Annotated in this window: 16 protein-coding genes; 6 read left to right on the plus strand and 10 right to left on the minus strand. The window is 45.3% G+C overall.

Going from position 1 to position 21,955, the window contains the following annotated elements:
- Positions 1-698: 698 nt before the first annotated feature.
- The 9 genes from PPRES148_RS06010 to PPRES148_RS06045 all read right to left on the minus strand — a co-directional run bounded on the left by PPRES148_RS06010 (position 699) and on the right by PPRES148_RS06045 (position 13,236).
- Entirely contained in the window at positions 699-1,775 is a 1,077-nt protein-coding gene (locus tag PPRES148_RS06010) for a pantoate--beta-alanine ligase (protein ID WP_149453675.1), read from the minus strand.
- Positions 1,776-3,229: 1,454 nt separating this feature from the next.
- On the minus strand, positions 3,230-3,697 hold the full coding sequence (locus PPRES148_RS06015) for a hypothetical protein (protein WP_149453676.1): 468 nt from the start codon (positions 3,695-3,697) through the stop codon (positions 3,230-3,232).
- A 752-nt stretch (positions 3,698-4,449) separates the two neighbouring features.
- A complete protein-coding gene (gene recN, locus PPRES148_RS06020) occupies positions 4,450-6,162 on the minus strand; it encodes a DNA repair protein RecN (RefSeq protein ID WP_149453677.1) in 1,713 nt (570 codons plus the stop codon).
- Between the two features lie 141 nt (positions 6,163-6,303).
- A complete protein-coding gene (locus PPRES148_RS06025; protein ID WP_149453678.1) occupies positions 6,304-6,816 on the minus strand; it encodes a transposase in 513 nt (170 codons plus the stop codon).
- Between the two features lie 1,231 nt (positions 6,817-8,047).
- Positions 8,048-9,034 carry an ICP22 family protein gene (locus tag PPRES148_RS06030; protein ID WP_149453679.1) on the minus strand — a complete coding sequence of 329 codons (987 nt, stop codon included), beginning with the start codon at positions 9,032-9,034 and terminating at the stop codon, positions 8,048-8,050.
- Between the two features lie 294 nt (positions 9,035-9,328).
- On the minus strand, positions 9,329-9,571 hold the full coding sequence (locus tag PPRES148_RS06035; protein ID WP_149453680.1) for a hypothetical protein: 243 nt from the start codon (positions 9,569-9,571) through the stop codon (positions 9,329-9,331).
- Between the two features lie 1,170 nt (positions 9,572-10,741).
- Positions 10,742-10,966, minus strand: coding sequence for a hypothetical protein (locus tag PPRES148_RS06040; protein WP_149453681.1), 225 nt, complete (start codon positions 10,964-10,966; stop codon positions 10,742-10,744).
- Between the two features lie 24 nt (positions 10,967-10,990).
- Complete coding sequence (locus PPRES148_RS11395) at positions 10,991-11,140, minus strand: hypothetical protein (protein ID WP_187820718.1); 150 nt, start codon at positions 11,138-11,140, stop codon at positions 10,991-10,993.
- Positions 11,141-11,355: 215 nt separating this feature from the next.
- Positions 11,356-13,236 carry a hypothetical protein gene (locus tag PPRES148_RS06045; protein ID WP_149453682.1) on the minus strand — a complete coding sequence of 627 codons (1,881 nt, stop codon included), beginning with the start codon at positions 13,234-13,236 and terminating at the stop codon, positions 11,356-11,358.
- Positions 13,237-16,967: 3,731 nt separating this feature from the next.
- Between PPRES148_RS06045 and PPRES148_RS06050 the strand changes: the two genes are divergently transcribed.
- On the plus strand, positions 16,968-17,186 hold the full coding sequence (locus PPRES148_RS06050) for a hypothetical protein (RefSeq protein ID WP_149453683.1): 219 nt from the start codon (positions 16,968-16,970) through the stop codon (positions 17,184-17,186).
- Positions 17,187-17,879: 693 nt separating this feature from the next.
- On the opposite strand, the gene PPRES148_RS11405 is transcribed toward PPRES148_RS06050, so the two are convergent.
- Complete coding sequence (locus tag PPRES148_RS11405) at positions 17,880-18,041, minus strand: hypothetical protein (RefSeq protein ID WP_187820720.1); 162 nt, start codon at positions 18,039-18,041, stop codon at positions 17,880-17,882.
- Between the two features lie 235 nt (positions 18,042-18,276).
- Between PPRES148_RS11405 and PPRES148_RS11410 the strand changes: the two genes are divergently transcribed.
- The 5 genes from PPRES148_RS11410 (at position 18,277) to PPRES148_RS12325 (ending at position 21,934) form a co-directional block, all read left to right on the plus strand.
- Positions 18,277-18,438: a hypothetical protein gene (locus PPRES148_RS11410; RefSeq protein WP_187820721.1), complete on the plus strand. Its 162-nt coding sequence runs from the start codon at positions 18,277-18,279 to the stop codon at positions 18,436-18,438.
- A 42-nt stretch (positions 18,439-18,480) separates the two neighbouring features.
- Positions 18,481-19,251, plus strand: coding sequence for a hypothetical protein (locus PPRES148_RS06055; protein WP_149453684.1), 771 nt, complete (start codon positions 18,481-18,483; stop codon positions 19,249-19,251).
- A 284-nt stretch (positions 19,252-19,535) separates the two neighbouring features.
- On the plus strand, positions 19,536-19,751 hold the full coding sequence (locus PPRES148_RS06060; RefSeq protein WP_149453685.1) for a hypothetical protein: 216 nt from the start codon (positions 19,536-19,538) through the stop codon (positions 19,749-19,751).
- Positions 19,752-20,872: 1,121 nt separating this feature from the next.
- Entirely contained in the window at positions 20,873-21,088 is a 216-nt protein-coding gene (locus tag PPRES148_RS06065) for a hypothetical protein (protein ID WP_149453686.1), read from the plus strand.
- A gap of 507 nt (positions 21,089-21,595) precedes the next feature.
- Positions 21,596-21,934 carry a hypothetical protein gene (locus tag PPRES148_RS12325; protein WP_223127982.1) on the plus strand — a complete coding sequence of 113 codons (339 nt, stop codon included), beginning with the start codon at positions 21,596-21,598 and terminating at the stop codon, positions 21,932-21,934.
- Positions 21,935-21,955: the final 21 nt, after the last annotated feature.

Genomic DNA, 21,955 nt, shown 5'->3' on the forward strand with positions numbered 1-21,955 from the left:
AGGAATATGCGCCAAACTAGGTACATAAGAGAGGAGGGCGGGTTCCACAAAATCAACGGGTGGTAGATTCAAAACTGCCCCAAGGATAGTCTGTGGCAACGGTCCAAATTCCCGATTAAGGGGATGGGTACCTGGCTACCCTTTGGAGCGTAACAGTTCACGAATTCTCCTTCATTGTATTTCCCTATTTGATAGAACCCGCGGGGTAAATTCGAAATGCATAGTTTTTGGTGATACGACAATGTCCGGTTTATATGCTGAAATTAACCTAGGGTAAGCGGGAATTCATCCCTCGCAGGAAACGAGCCCGCTTGGGAAACCCGTGCGGAAACATGGTGTCTATCTATAATAATTTTGTCTCATTATTCATCAAATTTTCATCAATTTTTAATAAAATGACCATTATTTCTAGGACCGTATCCCTTAAGATCCTGAGATCCGAAATTTTGCATTACGATGCTGCATATCCTTCCTTGAAAACACAAAAAACCTCTCAATGGAAAGGCAGGCTGGGGGCGCGTAAAGGCTTCGTACAGAAAAATCGAACCGACCCTCCAGAAAATCGCCTATATCACCATCTTTTCTCATCAGGGAGTTGTCTTTGATCACACTCCTTTAGCAAATTTTGCAACATATGTAGTATAGGAACCCAGACAAAAGAAAGAAAAGGTGAATACGAATCCTTATACCCCCTGTCGCTACTTTATCAGACCTTCCTGTGTAACCCAAACACCTTCATTTAAATACACACTTTCATTTAAATAGGTTGAATTATATTCTGAATCAATCCAGATCTCGGCAAAACATACCAGGGGACGAATAGATAAATTCTCGGGCACCCGCAACTCAGGATAGGTACGCAAAGCTACATACTCTATGTGAAGATTAGGAATGCGTAACTCTGTTTCCAACTCTATTGTGCAAAATTCTTCTATGTCTCTTGCAGTGCTCAAATCCCCTGGATCCATATCCATCGGATGATCGTACAGGCCCTTATAAAGAGCGGTTGCCAAAATCGAGTGAAATTGGGACGCCTTACGTCGTGCCGCTGATGTGAGCGCACCATTTCCCAACCCACACACCAAGCCATCCTCTTCACGCGCTAGTGGAACCCCTACCATGTGAACTGGTACATGAAAATCTTTTACCATCCGTTCTATTACAGCCGAACTCTGCACATCATTGCGTTCAAAATACAGCGAGTGGGGCTGGATGAGCTGACACAGTGTAAAAACTATGGTAGCTAATCCCGATCCGTCAAAAGTATGGGGATAATCAGCACCGAGCACACTTTCCGACTGATCGTCTAACCTTATGCGTGGGGGATAATGGTTCGCATACAACCCTTCCTTCGTAGGAAGAAAAGCAAGATCTATACCCGCTTGATGTGGTATTTTCAAGTCATCTATAAAATTAACATAACTATACTCATAACCATGATCCAAACTCATTCGTTCAGGATTGGCATACACAGACAAGATCACGCGGTCATTTTCCCGTCGTGCTTGTTCCAGCATCGGCACATGCCCCTCATGCACCTCATCCAGGATAAGGACAAAACCCACCCGTACAGGCGACCCCCCTGCCCCCTCAATCCAGGCCTGTCGAATGGATCGCAAGCTAGCAACGGAAGTGCATGTCTTCATAGATAAACGTTTTCCTTCTTCCAAGTCCGGTGATGTAACAGCCTGTAAACAAGAAACAATGGAGGGGTATATCCCCATCTCCATCCGTTCCTCAACCCAAGATTTTCCTTCTTTTTTTTTCGAGGTCATCGGTAATCTCCCCCATTGCAAAACAAAATTTTCATTTTCCTAATCATAACATACTAAAGGGCACCGAAGAACCCCAAAAATAGGGTTGCATCCCAAATTTGGTGTCGTGGCCCTTTTTTATCCTCCCCCCCGTCATCGGATGACCCGTCCCATGATCTTTTTTTTATTAATTATTTCATAATGATATATAATAAAATCTAAATTTACTATAATTATTATATATATCCATTTTCTCATTTTCCTTTTCCATAGAACCCCTTCATTGGAACCATCCTAGTTACCCTCCGGTTGAAACCCCTTACAGCGGGAAATTTCTACGCCCTGGATTCTTTTCTTCCTCATTAGGGCAGGACAGGATCCTCCCTGAATCTTCCTACAAGCCCCTTACGCTCCCCGTACTCCCTATAAACACGACAGAACCGCCTTTGAAAGACCTTTCAAGATTTCCACCATTACTTGTATTGTGTTCCCAAAAACTAGTAATGGTCTCAGGCCCTACCCATTATATTTTTTTTATTGTGCCATTCCCAAAATATTATAGACTAAATTCCTAGGAAACATTATAATATTTATCGGTAATTTATAAAAAAGAAAGTAACACAAAGTCATGATTCCTCGAAATTTTGATCCCGTCCACTGAACACATGAAGAAGATGTGCACTCTTTTTTATGGAATTGATTGAAATGACTATAAAAGATGGGGAGGTTCATTTCAGGAGGCTATTTTGCATTGGGAGCGGGAACTTTCTCAAGACCCCCAATATTGATTTGCACTCTTTTTCCAAGGCTTTGGGGTAGTTGGTGGATCATGAATGGGACCATTATCAGCAACAAGAGCCTCAGGGGAGGAGTTCCGACGGTTCCGGTAGGATGATTCATAGAAACGGTTATAGGAAAATAACTATACAGACAGGTTGCGAGGGATTTTGGCCACATATCGGACCTGGGGGTTCAGTCCCGGGAGTGGGGGTTGAACCACTATTCGATAAATCGAATGTATCGTGATAGGATTTTGTGTTTACATCTGCCTAGATTTGAATTCTTTCCCGCTGTATTCCAAAGTATTCTAGGGGAAACACAGTAGTACACATACGTTATTTTTATAAAATTTTAGTTTTATGTATTATAACAATTGGACACTCACCCTCTGTCAAGGAATAAGGGGTTGTCGGGGTGAAAACAGAATTGAATTTCCCAAGGTCCCATTTTTCACGCAAAGCGAAATTTTCTTTATCGAAATTCCCCGACGCGCTTGTTGTGTTTAATCGCTTTCACATCATCAAGAATATAAGAAATCTTACCTTACATCCCCCCTGAAAGAGGCCCCTGCATCCCAACGATGCTATTTCAGGTATCAATAGCTTAGGGGCTTCTGTTTCCCTTAGGTTGGCAGGGCCAATAACAAGCCGCCAACGGTATTCTTCCGCCTTGTCGCAGTCACTATCCCCCCCCTATTATGCCCTATGGAATCTCCCTTTATAATTCCAGGGAGTGGCCACCCCCTTGGCCCGTCTGCTCGTAGATAGGATGACTTGATCCAAGAAAATATCCTTTTCCTTCACCTCCGCCAATACAAGTTCCTGATTTTTTTCACTAAGAAGCCTGAATGGCATGGAAATAAGTACGTCACCCTTTTTTATTGAACATACCTTAATATTTTTACCATATAATAATAGACTAAATCCTTTGATAATCCCTATAATGTCTCTTATCATCTCATTTCTATTCATAAGTATTATCAATTCCATTTCAATTTGTAAATTCCAAAGGGTCCTAACAAAGCTAACAACTATGGATCCATCATTGTTGACACCACGGCGGCTACTTTTCGAAGGAAATTCGCGGGGGATTAGGAGGACCCCAACCCGGAAAGGGCCTATAGAACGACGACGGGAATCGATCATGAATACCGTCCGCCGCACCTCGTACTGTAGAATCCAGATTACGACCCATCCCCGCCACGACAGAAACGATCACGCGGCTCATCGTACCACCAACATCACGGAATCATGGAATGGGGAAATCAAACGAAAAAAGGTCCGATGACCTCCGCGACCCCTAGGTCCCCTTCATCCAACGGCGGGGCTCTATGTCCTAAAACACAGCCGGAAGCAACGGGAAAAAACCATACGGGGCGGGTTGATTGTATTTATTATGAATAATAATGTTATATATTATTTATATTTTTCATATTATATCATAAATATTGATGCTGCCGGAAATGGGCATCGAAACCGTCATCCTATACAATTTCAAAGTATTTTTGTATTGGCTCAATCATAGTAAACCATAGACCTAATGAATTTTACTATTTATATTATTCATAAACAATAGGATGGGTCAGAAAATACCCCCGGGAAGCGATTTGCAAGCAAGGATCAGGAAACCTACCCTTACCTATTTTAGGGGGGACACCTTGTTTTGGAATACAACCGGAAAATTCCCTGCATCCATTCCCCTCTTTCGGGGGATAAGGGATGGACATGAAAAGACACCCAACGGTATATACCATAGAGCCCATGAACTTACCCCTATTCCCCAACCTCATAGAGATCATAGGGACACCAAGAACAGGGAATCCCCCCTTCCTTGTACTACCCCGGTGCATCAAAAAATATTTTGAATTATGTAATAACTGTAGTCATCCATCCCTTTCCATCTGTTTCCCCCTGTTTTACACTTTAACCCGGGAGGACGTGTCTCCCCCCACCTGCATATCCGCTTTATGTTGTTGTGCCATGCGAAGCATTTCCCGAGCATGCGCACGCGTTGTGGTTGTAATCGAAGCACCCCCTAACAATCGCGCCAGTTCTCTCTGCCTTCCCTGCTCATCGAGTAGGGTAACCACGGTTACCATTCGCTCACCTTGGGGAATTTTGGAAACACTGTGATGCCGATCCGCCATGCTAGCCACCTGTGCCAAGTGTGTTACACATATCACCTGTACACGCTGTGCCAGGAAGGCTAATCGCTCCGCTACGGCCTGAGCAACCCGACCGCTGATTCCTGTGTCAATTTCATCGAAGAGCAAGGTGGGCGCTCCTTTCACAGGTGCCAGGGCTGTTTTCAAGGCCAGAACAACACGGGCTCTCTCACCACCTGAAACGGTGCGCGACAAGGGTGCCAATTCTTCACCTGGATTGGCTGACCATTGGAAAATAACCCGATCCTGGCCCTCAGGATACCAGCGATCCCTCGCTTCTATATCAACAACCAAACGAGCATGGGGCATTGCGAGTGCCCTCATCTCGGAAGCAACCCTTGCCTGCAGAGATACAGCTGCTCCCCGCCGGGCCATTGTCAGATCATCGGCGGCCTTCTCCATTTGTTTTTCTATCTTTACTTTTTCCTTCAGCCAACGGGTACGGTATTCACCCATAGCATCCAGCTCAATCAATTTCTTAGTCCATTCCTGTCGTTTCTGTAAAACCTCATCCACACAGCTACACCCATAGGAACGCAACAATTGTCGTAATTGTGCGAACCGATCCTCAATCTCAGCCAAACGATCGTAAACGGGAGTCTCCTCTGCACGTCGACGAGCTATATGTCTCGCCACCTCTTCCGCCCGTTCCGATGCAACCACCAAAGACTGAATCACAGCATCCTCTTCCCCTAACTCCTGCAGTGAGAACATAGCCTCACGCAATCCATCCAATCCCCGTCCCTCATCATGCAAGGCCGCATAGGCAATTGCTATTTTCTCCTGACGCTTTTTCTTGATCAGGAGCTTTTCCTTCTCCTGCAATAACCGTGTATCCTCCGACTCCTGGGGATCCACATTAGAGATGGTCTCGAGTTGAAATGTCAAAGAATCATATCTTTTCTCTGCCTCTGCCACCGCTAAAGGGGGTGACTTTTCCAACCAATCCTTCCAATGGGCATAAACCTTATCATAAACCCGCCGATACTTTAGAAGTTGTTCCCCACCAAAACCATCCAGCCATTCTTGCTGTTCCCTCGCTGTCAACAGAAACCAAGCAGATTCCTGTGTGCAAAAATCTAACCATTCCCTGCTCAAACGTCGTAATGTGGCCAATGGCACTAGATGACCGTTGACACGACAACGACTCCTCCCATTGACGGATAAAACACGCTGAATGACTATGCCATCAGTAGACTCAGGTAACATGAGGCCCTGATCTATCAACTCTTTTCGCAATTCGGGTAAATGGGTCCCATCAACCTGCACCGCCAGCGTTGCAGCCTCGGCACCCGCACGCACCAATGGACCTGTTGCGCGTTCGCCCGCTAACAGAGCCATGGCATCTACGATCAGCGACTTACCAGCTCCTGTTTCGCCTGTATACACCTGCAAACCCCGGGTGAACGAAATATTCAGTTTTTCTATAAGGATAAAATTATGCATCATCAGTTCCTCTATCAATCCCCGTCCCCCTCCCTCTACAGCTTACCCTGTGACCCCAGTGATCACAACAAGGTCCGAAAGGACCTCGCTTTACTTTCGTATGCCCATACGTGAGTCAACGCGCCCATTATTCCTAACACCTTAGCTTGATCTTGGTTTTCAGCTTGTACGACGTACCTTTGATGACGAAGAAAATTTATGAGATGAGGTCGATGAAAAAGAACCAAAACTTGTGGAACCTACCGTAGGTGATAACCCTCGCGCTGCAATTTCCTTCATGGCCCGGTTCAATAGATCACGGTATAAACCCACCCGTCCAAAACGCTCATTACGATTGCGACTCAATGTGGAATGGTCCGGTACATCTTCCGGGGATTCGATGTCCAGAAACCAACGATATCCTGCATTACCCCTAATCTCACGCTCAAGACGACGTTCAGAAGTGATCCCCTCCAGGCACCCGAGTACCTGCATTTTCAGGAGCAGTACCGGATCCGTGGAACGACGGCCAATTTGCGCATAGAGATGTTGTACGGCCTCGTAGACATAGGAAAAATCAACTTCCTCCTTGATACGACGCAAGTAATGTCCCTCAGGTAAAACCCCTTGCTTATCTTTTTCGGATGAATCCCCTTCTTGGAGGGGACGATGACCCCCTTGGATGCCCATCATGATGTCAAATAGCCCTCCTAATGACCAAAAATCAACCGCCTGTAGGTATATTTTTCCTAAAGGATGTGTGGGTAGTAAAGGATGTGTGGGTAGTTTTTAGAATATATTTCCCCAACTGTATATATCGGCCCACGATGATCCAAAATGTGGGAATCCAATCCTTAGAGAAATTAGGAATATCTACCCACTCCCCCATTATAGGGCAATAAATAAAATCATGCAAATCTGAATATTTGATATGGATATGTATTCGGTGGTTGAATATCAGCCCCTTCCTATCCCAAATTGCCCACACAAATAAAAAAAGGGACTCGGGTTCATGAGATCTACGGGTCCCCTTTGCTCCCTACTGATTCCTCCCCTACCGCATACCCCACCACGAACGGGGACCCCCAGTTAGCTTACCCCTGTGAGTCCTCCCGATCTATCACTCTCACCATCTGTTGCCCCCAGTTATCCTTGCCTCGGAAAAAGAAGGTAAACCTATGCTGAAATCCTGGGAACATTCCCACTCCCCATGCAAAGTAGCCTACTGGAACGAACCACTCCCATTGATTCCAGTAATTTCAATCGATGTAATAAAAAAATACACATCCTCTCCACGTGTTCAGTGAACGGGATCAAAATTTTGATAACTCATGGGTTACCCTACCCCCTAATAGTTTTGTCTATGATATTCTGAAAAAAATAGGGTGGGGCGGGTAGCCCTAAGACCACCCCTAGTTTGGGAGAACACAACACAGGTGGGGAGGGCGAAAGAATTTTCAAGGGCGGATTCGTTGGGATTTTATAGGGAAGATAAGAACCAAGAGGGTCCTGGGAAAGTTCAAAGGGGAGACTCGTGCCCTGCCCCAGCAGAAATCCCCTCCTGCAAAGGATTTCTCCAACCGGGGCAACTAAAGGCAGGGTAAAACAGGTCCAAACAAAAAAATTCTACGCAGAAGAAAAATAATGGGAGAGAGTAGATCTATTAGGATAATTAGAATTAATTTATATTTTATCATACATTTAAAAATAGATCCGGAAATGGAGCATCATAACATACGACACAGAAAAGACAAAAAAGAACCCCCCCCGGGGCCCCCACGACACCAATTTAGGATGCAAACCGCCCCAAAATTGTTGATATAATAAATTCATATTCAATGCACGAAGAACAAGCAATATGAATGAAAACATAATGAATAATAAAATATTACATTTATTTAAATAAAAATGGATTCCCCTATCATTAGCCGCCCTCGTAGGCCATCAACAGACCCAAACGCTGCTCATGATGCAACCAACGTTGTATGGTCTCCGGTGACAGTGTTGTTCCACCTTCCGCCACAGGATCCTCCTCCCGCTGCACTGCTTTGGGCGACGATGCTGTTCCATCTTCCGCCAGAGGATCCTTCCCCTGCTGCACTGCTTCGGGCGACGATGCTGTTCCATCTTCCGCCACAGGATCCTTCCCCCGCTGCACTGCTTCAGATGACGGTAGTGTTGTTCCACCTTCCGCCACAGGATCCTCCTCCCGCTGCACTGCTTTGGGCGACGATGCTGTTCCATCTTCCGCCACAGGATCCTTCCCCTGCTGCACTGCTTCTGATGACGGTGCTGTTCCACCTCCCGCCACAGGATCCTTCTCCCGCTGCACTGCTTTGGGCGACGATGCTGTTCCATCCTCCCCCACAGAATCATCCTCCTCCCGCTGCACTGCTTCAGATGACGGTGCTGTTCCATCCTCATCCCTTAGCAAAAACTTCAACACAAGGTCCCCCCACCTTTGACGAAATTTTTCTTCTTCGGAGGGCGATATTTTTGACGCATACGATGACCGTTTTAAATGCTCTAATTCATCATGTACTGTAGTCAATCCACTCTGTAACCGATTTGTTAGCTTTTCCTCATCCTCCTTCCCACTTGCTAAGGATGGTACTTTCGACTCATATAACCGATCTAAACAATTCAACCTATCATTCAACCAATCTAAACCCAAATTGTATTCATTATGCGACTTTCTGAAACACTCTGATATCACCCCCTGGTCATGTGTATTGCTGACCCCCTCGCCTTTCGATAACGCATCTGCTGCTACTGGTACCAGTGCTGAGCTCACTCCATCTCCACCTGTACTTTTCGCTAACGTAGAAAATGAAGACACCGCAATCATCCCACCTGTGACAAGCAGCACAGCCAATTTCGAAGTAGAATTCCTTCTGTATTTAGGCAACATATTTAAATATACAACTCCTAAACTACAATATTGTGATGTTGATAACAATGAACTACCACTATAAACACGGGGTCGATCGTAACATATTAATAACCCATAGTAAAGCATCCATCTATCAGTCGAATCCAAAAAAACTACCCTACCTTCATGCCTTTTGCCCCTAAGCTTGGTGCATTCCCTCAGTATGGTGTGAAAGAAAAGAACCCCCCCTATAATTCCCCATGGGGGAATAGAAAGCAACATACTAACGTCCCTTCACGGAACGAACCCCACTAACGGCGTAGTCAGGAGAACCTATAGTAACTCCAGATCAATGTCCCAAGTGGCGCTGTGCGACGGCCACCGGTAACTTTGCAAGTGAACGGACCTCTTCTGATCATCAACGGGTTCAAACCAACCTAGCCACATCTCACTATAGTAAACTCGCACTCCGCAATTTGCACACAACGAACAGAATAGAAAACTAGAGAACGACCCTCCCTGCCCGTGCCCTACCTCATCCAAACCTGTCAACACATCCATCCAAACAAGGGACAATCCAATCCGTTACACCATGGACACGATGGGCATGTTGTGCAGCAAAACGCATCCAACCAGACCATACGACATAGTCCCCCTGTAAGTAATCCCATACTCCTTATTTCATAAACAAATAAAGGGACTGCCCCTGAAGGGGGGCGGGTCCTATTCCTCTTTCCAACCTCCAACAGTTTCCTAGCAATCCGATTCGCTGATCGAATACGCCCGTAACCCCTTCTTAAAATTTTATAATATTTTATAAATATTTAATTTTATATGTAAATGAAATACGAATTTATACGTAAAGAATATTGCTCCCTCCGATCCCGTGGTTGGCATAAGCAAACATTGAAGATTCTATTAGGGAAACACCCCAGTTTTGGATTATTATATCCATATCAACAAAATATATATACACTATGTATATTTTATTGATATGGATATTATTTAAGTAATATCAATGAAATAAAGTTTCGGATAGTAATATCTACAGACGCAAATGGGGGGGGCTGTTCGTACCCCCCACTTTCATCACCCGATTTCCACCTTCCTCAACTTACCCGTAGGTTCTCCGGGGTTTTTCCTGAGCCATGCTTCTCCACTCTATCCATCCCATTCCACCATTGGGTCCAATCGCCCGTAGGTCCGGCTGAATACTATTGGTGGTTCCTGTCCCCAATCCCAAATCCCAACTTTTTCCAAGAAATTCGATCAAAATAAGGTGTTTTTCAAAGGGTTCAATCATCCTCCTGCAATTCCTTCAAAACTAACTTACCCCAATCCCCCTTCTGTCATGGGGTCGGTTCTCCGAAAAAAGCCCCCCAAAGAATCGTTTTCCAAACTACCTGAAATTTCCCTCGAAAGGGTTTTCCCCAAAAAATTGGATCACTTGGTCCGAAGTTTTTCCATAAGGGATCGATAACCTGCTGAAGGAAATGATATTCCCGACGAAGCCTATAATAGAACCAATCTACACGATCCAACTCAACATACACCGGGCCTAACTTATACTATGACGGGTTCTGCTAACTATCCTGCTGATTCTACTTCGCTCTTCGCCACATGGTCCTTCCCATTTCATGCAACCAATCCCAATAACCCAACAACTGATCCTATAACAGACCTAAACACTACTCCATGATATAACCGATTTTGCTCTGCTGATGACTAGTACTACTCCACCTTTCGCTAACGCACATCTGATGGTGCTATGCTCACCCCTTCTCCATCTGTTGTTGCCGTCAACGGGTTCGGGTCCTGAATGCCGTCGATGATTCCCGATGCCACTGCATTCTTACTGGACCCCCCACCCTCCGATAACGCACCTGATGGTGCTGTACTTACCCCTTCTCCATCTGTTGTTGCCGTCAACGGGTTCGGGTCCTGAATGCCGTCGATGATTCCCGATGCCACTGCATTCTTACCGGACCCCCCACCCTACGATAACGCATCTGCTGGTGTTGTGCTTACCCCTTCTCCATCTGTACTTTGCGCTAACGTAAGGGATGAAGACACCGCAATCATACCACCCGTAACGAGTAGTGAGGCGAGTTTCAAAGTTGAATTTTCTTTGTATTTGGACAACATTATAAATACGCAACCCCTTACTTACTATATATTATGGTAAAACACCCATAGCTGTTCACGACCTATTCCTCTTCCAATAGCCATGATAGAACTAGTTCGAAACCCACCCCCATCATCCGGATCCGGAATAGGAACGCCTGAGCATCAACCCAGCCAAAAAACGCCCTTATCTGATACATACCCCTTAAAACAATAAACCCGGGCTGGCTACCACCTTATAGTACAGGGAGAGTTACTGTCTTCTCCGCTGAGGTTACTGTTTCTAGCTTAGCTTCCTTTGTTTCCGCCTGCTCCGCTGGTGTTGCTGTTTCTAGCTTAGCTTCCTTTGTTTCCGCCTGCTCCGCTGGTGTTGCTGTTTCTAGCTTAGCTTTCTTTGTTTCCGTCTGCTCCACTGGGGTTGCTGTTTCTAGCTTAGCTTTCTTTGTTTCCGTCTGCTCCACTGGGGTTGCTGTTTCTAGCTTAGCTTCCTTTGTTTCTGTCTGCTCCGCTGGGGTTGCTGTTTCTAGCTTAGCTTCCTTTGTTGCTGCCTGCTCTGCTGGGGCTGCTGTTTCTAGCTTAGCTTCCTTTGTTGCTGCCCGCTCTGCTGGGGTTGCTGTTTCTAGCTTAGCTTCCTTTGTTTCCGCCTGCTCCGCTGGGGTTGCTGTTTCTAGCTTAGCTTCCTTTGTTTCTGTCTGCTCCGCTGGGGTTGCTGTTTCTAACTTAGCTTCCTTTGTTTCTGTCTGCTCCGCTGGGGTTGCTGTTTCTAGCTTAGCTTCCTTTGTTGCTGCCTGCTCTGCTGGTGTTGCTGTTTCTAGCTTAGCTTTCTTTGTTTCCGTCTGCTCCACTGGGGTTGCTGTTTCTAGCTTAGCTTCCTTTGTTTCTGTCTGCTCCGCTGGGGTTGCTGTTTCTAGCTTAGCTTCCTTTGTTGCTGCCTGCTCTGCTGGGGCTGCTGTTTCTAGCTTAGCTTCCTTTGTTGCTGCCTGCTCCGCTGGGGTTGCTGTTTCTAGCTCAGCTTTCTCTGTTGCTACCTGCTCCGCCGGGGTTGCCATTTCTAGCTTAGTTTCCTTTGTTGCTGCCTGCTCCGCTGGGATTGCTGTTTCTAGCTCAGCTTCTTTTGTTGCCGCCGGCTCTGCTGGGATTGCTGTTTCTAGCTCAGCTTCCTTTGTTGCTGCTGGCTCTGCTAGGGTTGCTGCTTCCTTGCCCTCTCCCTTGAGAAAATTCTCCGCCTTTTCCACTTCCTCGACCCCAGAATCGAAGAACTTCAAAGACTGCACCTTCTCAGCCAAATCCCTCGAAAACCCTAGACCCCTTTCTTCAACCGGAGTAGATAACATATTCCTAATATCATTCTTAAGCAAGGACAAGCAATACCCGCCAGAACTGCTGCGGGAAAACGCCTTCACTCTCTCGTCCCGCTCCCTGAATATCCTTTCCTTAACTTTTTTAGCCTTTTTTGCCCCCTCCGCTGCATTCCGCTGCTGCCTATCGAACTCGGACTTCAGGGCGGAGAATCTTTTTTCTCTTGTCTTCAACTTCCCCAGACCCTCCTGGAGAATCATCAGTTCCCTGGCTCTAGACTCTACACGCTCCCTTAGATCTTTACCCCTACTCTCGAGATTCGCAACCTCCTCAGCAAGCATACTAAGACGATTCATACGGGAACCATCCTCTACCGCAGCCCATGCATCATCAATATGCTCCTGCTGTTCTTTAATATAATTAACAATATTATGAAAACTGTGATGGTAACTATCATCCATTGATTTCCGTTTACCCTCTATTTCGGTGTTGATACTCTCTATATCCGCATCCAAAGCCGTTAGTTGCCTACCATACCCCTCGTTCTCACGGGACTTCTCCTCCCTGAGGCGCACAAGTCCCCCAGAAACCCTCTCGAGAATATCCCCCCTTGAAGGATTATACGAAACCTGAGTCAAACGTTCATTAACCCCCCCCTCTGGAGAATCCTGCGTACTCCCTCCTTCCCCAAGCGGACCACCTGATTGTGCATCTACCGGAACCGCAGATCCACTGAGGGAATAAGCACCACTGAGGATCAAGGAAAAAAATAACTTGGAAATGTTCTTACCTCTATTGCCCATGGAAACAAAGCTCAAAATAACTTCACCCCTAAATACAGTATAATGGTACCCCGGAATTGATGTATCCCTGTGACTGTTCCCAACGTCCCGAAAATGAAACCACTCTGTAGTGCCCAAACCTCCAGGGATGAAGGGTAGACAACATCAAAAAAACCTATGGGAAAATCGAAAAACATAAACACCCAATGAAAATCCAAATTCCACGACTCCAGATGCTACCACCCAAACGCCGCCACCAAATGTTACCACAGGCCCACCCTTACGATCAACTATTTTTATTTTATTTTTAAAAATTTTATGGAATTGCGGTAGAGGAACCCCCGTTGGCCCTAGCCAGTGTAAAGCCTATGAACACCTCATTCTTATCCAATAACTCCTGGAACCCCGCGGAGGCTAGAATGTGTATCCCGGGAAATCAGACAGGCTCCTATCATAATCACCGTCCCGCGTAGGGTATTTTTATTTTTTACGAGCATGATTCCAATCTACAACCCAACCCCGGGCCGTATTTTCCGGGGGGGGATATCGGGACCTGGACCCCATTCCAATATCGAAAAAACCACCATCCCATACACCCTAGGATGATTTAAAAATATATGGTGGCCCCTACCATCCAGTTTCGAAAAACCCAGTACAACACCCATTCTCCGTACGACTCCTTAAATGCACCACCCCATTGCAGAATTCCACTATGTGTACGAGATTCCCCTGGGATCAGGAAAAAAACGCAGCCCCTTGATTCAAAACCAATTCTGTGTTTAAGATCTATACATGCGAAGTAAAAAAAGATAAGATTGTTTTCGCTGTAGTATCATTTACACAAGATACTGAATTATCATAATGGTTATAAAGAAAAAACGTACTTTGATTTAGACTAAGTAGTACCCCTATTTTTACAATTGGATTTCATAAAGCAACAGACCTGTACTCAAAGAGGATTCCGAGGCCCCACGAATTCGGAAGTGGGAAACCTCCATATTCCAGGTATTGATACATAATAGGCATGGGAATATATCAGAATGAAGGAATGTATTTTCCTATTCCGCATCATAAACCCTACAACTACCCAACTGGTCTATCATAACAAGTCATCATTGAGATTTGTGATTATTATAAAAGTAAATAATTTATAGGAACAACTACTAAAAAATAACAATACGTCTCACAATAAGGAGAATAATTATTGGAAACAGAGAAAGGGGGATATTTTAGGACTACGGCTAGTATCCCTCTGGAATCGAAAAAGTGGGTTTTCGACCATTCAGGAGGAAATCTATATTTTTTAGATTTAGGATCCACCGGAATCACAATCTCTAAAATTTTTGTATTTTATATTTATATTTATTTGTTTTATTATCTGGGTCCAGAGAGAACACCACCTAAAAGGATCCCCGCTCATTTTTCATAAACATTCGTAAAAAATTATTTTTAGATGGGCAAAAAATGCGCCAAACTGAGGTATGAGGGGGCTCTCCGATATCCGGTGAATGGAGTGTTGATTGGGGAATATGATTTTGTCGGGATGGGGGGTTTCCTACTTAAAGGGACGATCAAATACCATTCGCGGACTAGGGAGGTTCATAAAAGAATTGCGTGGTAAGAACAATGCATAACACAATACAATGAGCATCATGCTATTGGACCCCCGTTTATATTGGGATCCAAGCCTCTCCCCAATCAATTCACCGGAAGCACCACGAACCGTTCAAACATCGGGAAAGGATCGATCGTACCATCTCCTAACTTTTTCCATGCACCCGTAAGTATCTGGGTGTTTCCCCCACAGAAATATTGAATACATCCATGGTAGGATATTCCCATAACGGGTACTCAAATCCTTATTCACAATTGAATATATTATATATTTAAATTTATCTATAATTAATAAAAATATTGTAATACGGGTATGCCGATTTTCGATTTCTTTCGTTTTACCTTCATTATGAATTCCAACTTTTTATGATCAATCATAAAAAATAGGACCACTCTGGATCCCCCTGATTCCACAACCATTGAAGTTCAAGGACTCGAAAGAGTTCAACCCATGCAATCCATTCTACGGAACACATGATTCATGGACCTCTAGCAAAAGCATCGAGTTCACAACAACAAACCAGCGACCCTAAAGGAAAAAACATCACAACCCCAATCCCATCCGATGGAGAAAACAACGAAGGAGGCAACCCGTTCCAAAACCACCTCACCATCATTAGTTCATACCTACCTAAATCATAATAGAAATAATCCAACAGAATGGGACTTCGGTTCCGGAATACCATCAAGATACCATCAAGGTAACTTTTTCCTAATTCTGGATTTCAAGGATGAATTGGATAAAAGTCCATTTCCTCCCCCGCATCTCACCATTCCCCCCTGGTGTAACACAATGAGGGCATTCCAACCCTGGCGGATGTGGACGCGGGACTCTATCGCGAAACATTCACCCTATCAAACAATGGTTCAATCCTCACTCCTAGGACTGAATCCCCCCGGGCCCGATATCCAGCCAAGATCCCAGAATGGAGCTGCGATCGGGTAGGTCACACACGGTACCAACACCCCTACCCCAAATTCAGTACCCTCCGGGTACTATATCCTAAGAAAGGATTAAGGAAAATTTTATGATTATGAAAAACGTAAGGAATCCCCAATGGATAGGCAATGCATATCGGTTGCTAGTCACAATCCTCGGTAGTACATGCATTTCCCATCTCATTGTTTTGGAATGCATCCAGGCAGAACAAAATAAAAATACAGAAAAAAGTACAGGAATAAATCGAAAAGAATTTCCTGTGATATTGGATCTTATGGAGAAAAGATTGAAAAAAGCTAAAAATGATATAACTGAGAGAAACAAAGGTATGGAATCGCAATTGAAAAAACTCGAGGAGTACCGGGAGAAATTAAAAAGCATACTGCATCTAAAATTGAAGGATACGCTGCATTCAGAATCAAAACATTTAACATCTACATCCCCCCGCCGTGCCCCCAACGATAAAAGGTACACTGAAATAGCCACAGGAGGCACGACCCCTCATCCCCAAACTACCACGCGGAAAACATCAACAAACCGAATAGAAAACACAAACAAAAAAATACCCATACAACCCATTCCAGGGGACTCACAGCAAAATAACTACACGGGGAAAACGATCCACACAACCCTACCATCCGCAACCCATAATCAACGGACTGCTAAAACAACCCATAGAACCGTACCAGACCCTAATCCAGGAACCCCCCCCTTCTCTAGGAAAACCCCTGTAGACCCCACGGGCGGATCCACGCCTTCCCCCATCCTCCCAAATCATCCATACGACCCATACGGGAAAAAGATCATCCATACAAATACCACAGGTAACCACCAATCCCCACCATCACCCACGAACGGTAATTACCCAACCGGTGCACCATCATCCATGACTACACCAGACCATCACCCCATACCATTCCCTAAACCATCCCAGGAACATTTGAAAGGGGGGCACAACACCTCCCCCCTCCTTGTTCCTCCTGATCAGGAACGAAATAGCATCACAGGGAAAGACGTACCGCACACAACCCCCCCTTTCATCCATAGCTATCCAATCGCATTCCTATCATCCACCGATCATAACCTGGACAAAACAACACCCAACCCCTTATCCTACTACCATTATAAAACGGTTCCCCCTGATCCACCCATAAATTCCATCGAATCCATCACTTCCTCCCCTGACCAACTACCGGGGAAAATCACAAGGAAGATGGCCTCTACAAACTCCCCATTGGACCAGCAACAACAGACTACCCCCATATCCGCAAAAAATGCAGAAGAAAAAGGGAAACCCATGCAAAATTCGCACCGCCCTCTCCTTCTGCCCAATCTCGGCAATACCTATGGCCAATCCATTGTCATCACCTTATGGGCCATTCTAGCAGGATTCTTCTCCCTGTTCTCCATCAAACGCTATAAACAGCACTGACAATTTCCCTAAGAATTTGGGATCCGTTCCCATTCCCAGTGAAGGGCCTGCCATCGATTACGATCCCCTGCAACTATGGACCCTGATGGGTCAAGAATCCAACGGTTCCCCCAGAAATATGGACTGAGACCCGCGCATAATGGATAGGGATTTTCGGAGGACCCGGATCCCCATGAGGATTCCTAGTGGAATGGATACCCAAAACACACAAACCAAAAAAAACATGAGGAAAACCCGTGTCGCATTCCTGATTTTCGAACAGATACCCTGAGAGAAAATCCCTATCCTTCTGTACCAAACAGAACGATAGGAAAAAAAACCATCTGTGCATCGTAACTCGTTAGGAGAGAAATGGTAAAGCAAAACCAATGGTAAAGCAGGACCAACTGTAAAAATTCCCTAAGGATCCCTTCGCAACCCCCGCGATTTTATGGTACAATTTGCCTCAGTGGATTGGGGAGGCAAATTGTACCCTCGTGGGGGACATCCTGATATTTTCCCAACGGTGCTATTGCCATGAGGCATCCGTCTACGGTTTGTTTGTGGAGTTATCTTGCCGTTAGAACTTTCAGGTGGAACATCATAACAGAAAAATAACGAGATCGTATGGATTAAGAGGAAATAAGCAGGGCAACGGATCATGTGCATGTGGATCGTGTACTCTCCACCCAAGCCCCAAAACATTCGATGGGTTTAGGCGCAATTCCAAAAATTCCAAACCCACACAAAGGGACCAGCAAAGCGAGGTCGGCAAGAACAAGGAGCTGCTGCAATGGCCATTCCATCCCGGGCAAAAACAATGAACCGCGGAGGACGTAGAAGCACGCGACCGGGTCCTATCCCCAGCTTATGCACTCATTGTCGATTCCCCCGATATTGTGTAGATCCTATGTAACCAACGAAAACCCGGGGATTTCCTCATTATGACGATGTCAGTCAGGATTTCCTAGGTCCAAACCGGATACGGACGCCATTTCATGAAGAGGACAAGCCTCCAAGATTTCCCGGCGCGAGTGTTATAAATCCGGATCCTCGGGGGATTTAGGTTGCGGGGTTTATACGGCGATCTCCATGGATGGTCGACAGGGGGATGTTGAGGAACGCCCCCCTTCGTAACAAGCAGGGGGTTGCGTTTTCTTGGCCCCATGAGGATACCCCCAAAATCAGCAAAAGGGATAGGAATATGGAGCGTCCAAATAGGACAAGTACGGAAATGGCATACAGGATATTGCGGCTGGGCGATGCCCGATAGAACATAAGTCCCCAAAACAAAATAAGGAGATGAAAATTCCCCATGCAACGCAAAAAACAAAAATTGACCGCATTGGTTTCAGTATTAGCAGCTACCGGTCTCACGACGATGGTAGTCTATGCCAATCCGGCATCGAATAATGCTGCCCCTTCAGCCCAGAAGAACAGCCCTACAACGACCTCATCGGATGGCAAAGAAACATCACCCCAGAATGAATCTGGAAACAAAGGGATGGGTGATGCCAAGAAACCACTTCCTACTTCCGATCAGATGCGAGACCGTATTGTCAAGTTGAAGGAAGTGAAGAAGGAGGGGGAGAAAGCATCCTTCCCCGTAAGTGATCTCGAGAAGGCCTGCGGGGAACAGAAACGTGAATGTAATGGACCTATCGTGGTCGTTTTCGGATCCGAAAACGAGATGTTTGGCTTCAAATTAGAGATTGCAAAGAATGAAAAAGGTAAAATAGAAATAAAGGCCGAAGACGGAGTAGAAGTTTCTAAAAACAATGGCATAGTCACCGTACCCAAAATTATATCCCTGTCCGCTCCCCCCATAGGTACCGTAGGGGGTGGAAAATCAGGTGCCACCAGTAAAGAAAATGCTTCTGACCTAACAGGGGGTAACAAGGACGGTAAGGATAAAGAGGACGACAAGGATAGTGGCAAGGATAACGGTGAAGGCAAAGGTAAGAAACTTCCAAAAACCAGCACTGGCATAGCAACTACCATCTCGTTGGCTGTGGGTGCCACGGCCATTGGTGCAATCGCCCTTTACTGTGTATTCCGTAACCGAAAAACGGCGAGCAGGAGATAGCATTCCCCCATCGGTAGGTGCGGTATCCGTTGGGCCCTTGTTCCCATAGAGCAACAAAGCGACCTGTTCCTCCCGGGGAAGGTCGCTTTCTTCATTCCTATAACTACTGATCGGACCCTTCGTTGGATCCGCAAAATCCGTAAGGGGTGTGTTCGGCATATCTCTATGGATAAGGGAATAATGTGGGCGCTACCCTTCCCCCTAGGGATCACAAGTCCCCTATTTTCTAGATTTTACAGCGCGAAGTAGGGTATGACTCGTTTCCGATTACGGAAAAAAGGGAAATGAAAATTGTCATACACTATGATGAAAAATCGGATAGAATAAAAAATGGGCAAAAGGAAACAGAAGATGTAACAGCCATTCTAAGAGCATCCTTAGCAAGCAAGCCCCAGCAAAACAGCAACTCCAGCAGCAAGGGGCTAGGGGGGGATGAAAAGAATAATGGGCGTGTTGAGGGTAAGGACGAAAATGCGCCGGGGATGGAGAAGAAAGAATAACTAGTACCAGCCTCCACACCGCTAGCGGCGGGTACAACGAACGAACACAGTAGCAAGGTCAGGATGTGGTGGGGAGGACGAACAAGATCTAGATAGCAACCCAACCAAACCGTATCCATTATGTAAGAGGGTCCTAAAAGGCTATTGAAAAACCCATGTCGTATTCATCGTATGGTAGGAAGTGACGAGAAAAAATATGAAAGAACAAAAATTATATTCGTTGACGAGCACTGGGTACAGGGAAGATCAATGAAAAGGAGGATAAGGTCTTCTCCCTTGAATACAATAGTGGCTATGGTACAAAAATAACCTTCCCGGTCCATACTTATATAAAAAATAATTTTATTTTTATAAATAGTGAAAAAGGATATGGTTGGGGTAGTAACTACTTCCTTTACCATTATTTGCTACCAACACAAAAGAACTGTTCTATGATTGTGCTGCGCATCGTTTTTCAGGATAGATTGCAATAATGCTACTCCTGGTATACGATAGAGGCGTGGTGCGTTGGGCAATTTTGTTCGCACCATACAGGATTCGTGTCATCCCCATGATCCCTGAAAACAAGGGGAGATTTCCCCAATTTACCCCTTGGCTGATTTTCTGGATCCTCAAATCAAGGAACACCTCCGTATCCACTCCAATAGACCCGGTTTGATCCTCCCTCCCCGGGAAGGTTAACTGCAGCATAATAGGTGTGGGATCCGCCACATGGAGAATAGACAGAATGTTTGTTCCGTTCTTAAAATGATATTATGGGTACAGAAAAGAATAATAGATTAAGAATATATTTTTATATTTTTAAAACAGGTCATTTTTTTCACTACAACCCACCATGATGTAAATATTCTCATATATACTTTTTATACATAATATTTATAAATATAAACATTACATAATAAATTTTGCAGGTTCGTAACAAGATATTCAAAATGATTTTTAATCCTACTCCCTACGATGGAATCCCCCTTAATATGCTTGGCTATACCAGATACACCTACAAGGCGAAAAACCCGAAAAGAAAAGAATTTTAGGAAAATGTGCAATCACAGCAAATAGAGATAAAACTTCATTCAAAACTCTGCCCCGCTTACTAAAGGAAAGAGAGGTGAGAGCTCTTAATGCATCATAATAAGAAAAAATTAGGCCTGTTGGCACTAACACTAACAACCACCCTTGGGATAGGAGCGCCAAGCTTGATGATAGGTGCAGATTTCGCCATTGGATCCGCTTCAGATGGTGAATGGATCATTGGAGTCGCTTCAGATGATGACATGATGAACCAAATGATAAAAAAAGAAGAAGATCCAATGATGAAAGAGAAGCAAAAGAAGTAATCAGGCAGTTAGTGAAAGAAGAGTTTGCTTACCAAGGGACCAATCTGAAGAGTTCAAACGGTAAACAAGAAAAACCAAATGATTTTTAATCCTACTCCCTACGATGGAACCCCCCTTATATGCTTGGTTGTCCCAGACGTACCCACAAGGTGAAAACCCCGGAAAGAAAAGAGTTTTAGGAAAATGTGCAATCACAGCAAATAGAGATGAAACTCCATTCAAAACTCTGCCCCAATTAGTAAAAGAAAGAGAGATGAGAGCTCTTAATGCATCATAAGAAGAAAAAATTAGGCCTGTTGGCACTAACAACCACCCTTGGGATAGGAACACCAAGCTTGGTGACAAGTGCGGATTTCACCATTGGAGTCGCTTCAGATGATGACATGATGAATCAAATGATAGAAAAAGAAGAAGATCCAATGATGAAAAAAGCAGAGGAACTGATCAGAAATTTGATAAGAAAAGAGCCTGCTCTGAAGGGCCCGCGAGGCGAACGAGGGGAACCGGGTGAACGGGGTCTACAAGGCGAACGGGGAGAACCAGGTGAACGGGGTCTACAAGGCGAACGGGGAGAACCAGGCAAACGAGGCCTACAAGGCGAACGAGGCCTACAAGGCGAACGGGGTCTACAAGGCGAACGGGGTCTACGAGGCGAACGAGGCCTACAAGGCGAACGAGGCCTACAAGGCGAACGAGGCCTACAAGGCGAACGAGGCCTACAAGGCGAACGGGATCTACGAGGCGAACGGGATCTACGAGGCGAACGGGATCTACGAGGCGAACGAGGCCTACAAGACGAACGAGGCCTACAAGGTCCAAAGGATGAAAAAGGTGACAAGGGCCTAGATGGCAACCGACCAGACAATA

It is taken from the genome of Pasteuria penetrans (assembly GCF_900538055.1).
GTDB lineage: Bacteria > Bacillota > Bacilli > Thermoactinomycetales > Thermoactinomycetaceae > Pasteuria > Pasteuria penetrans.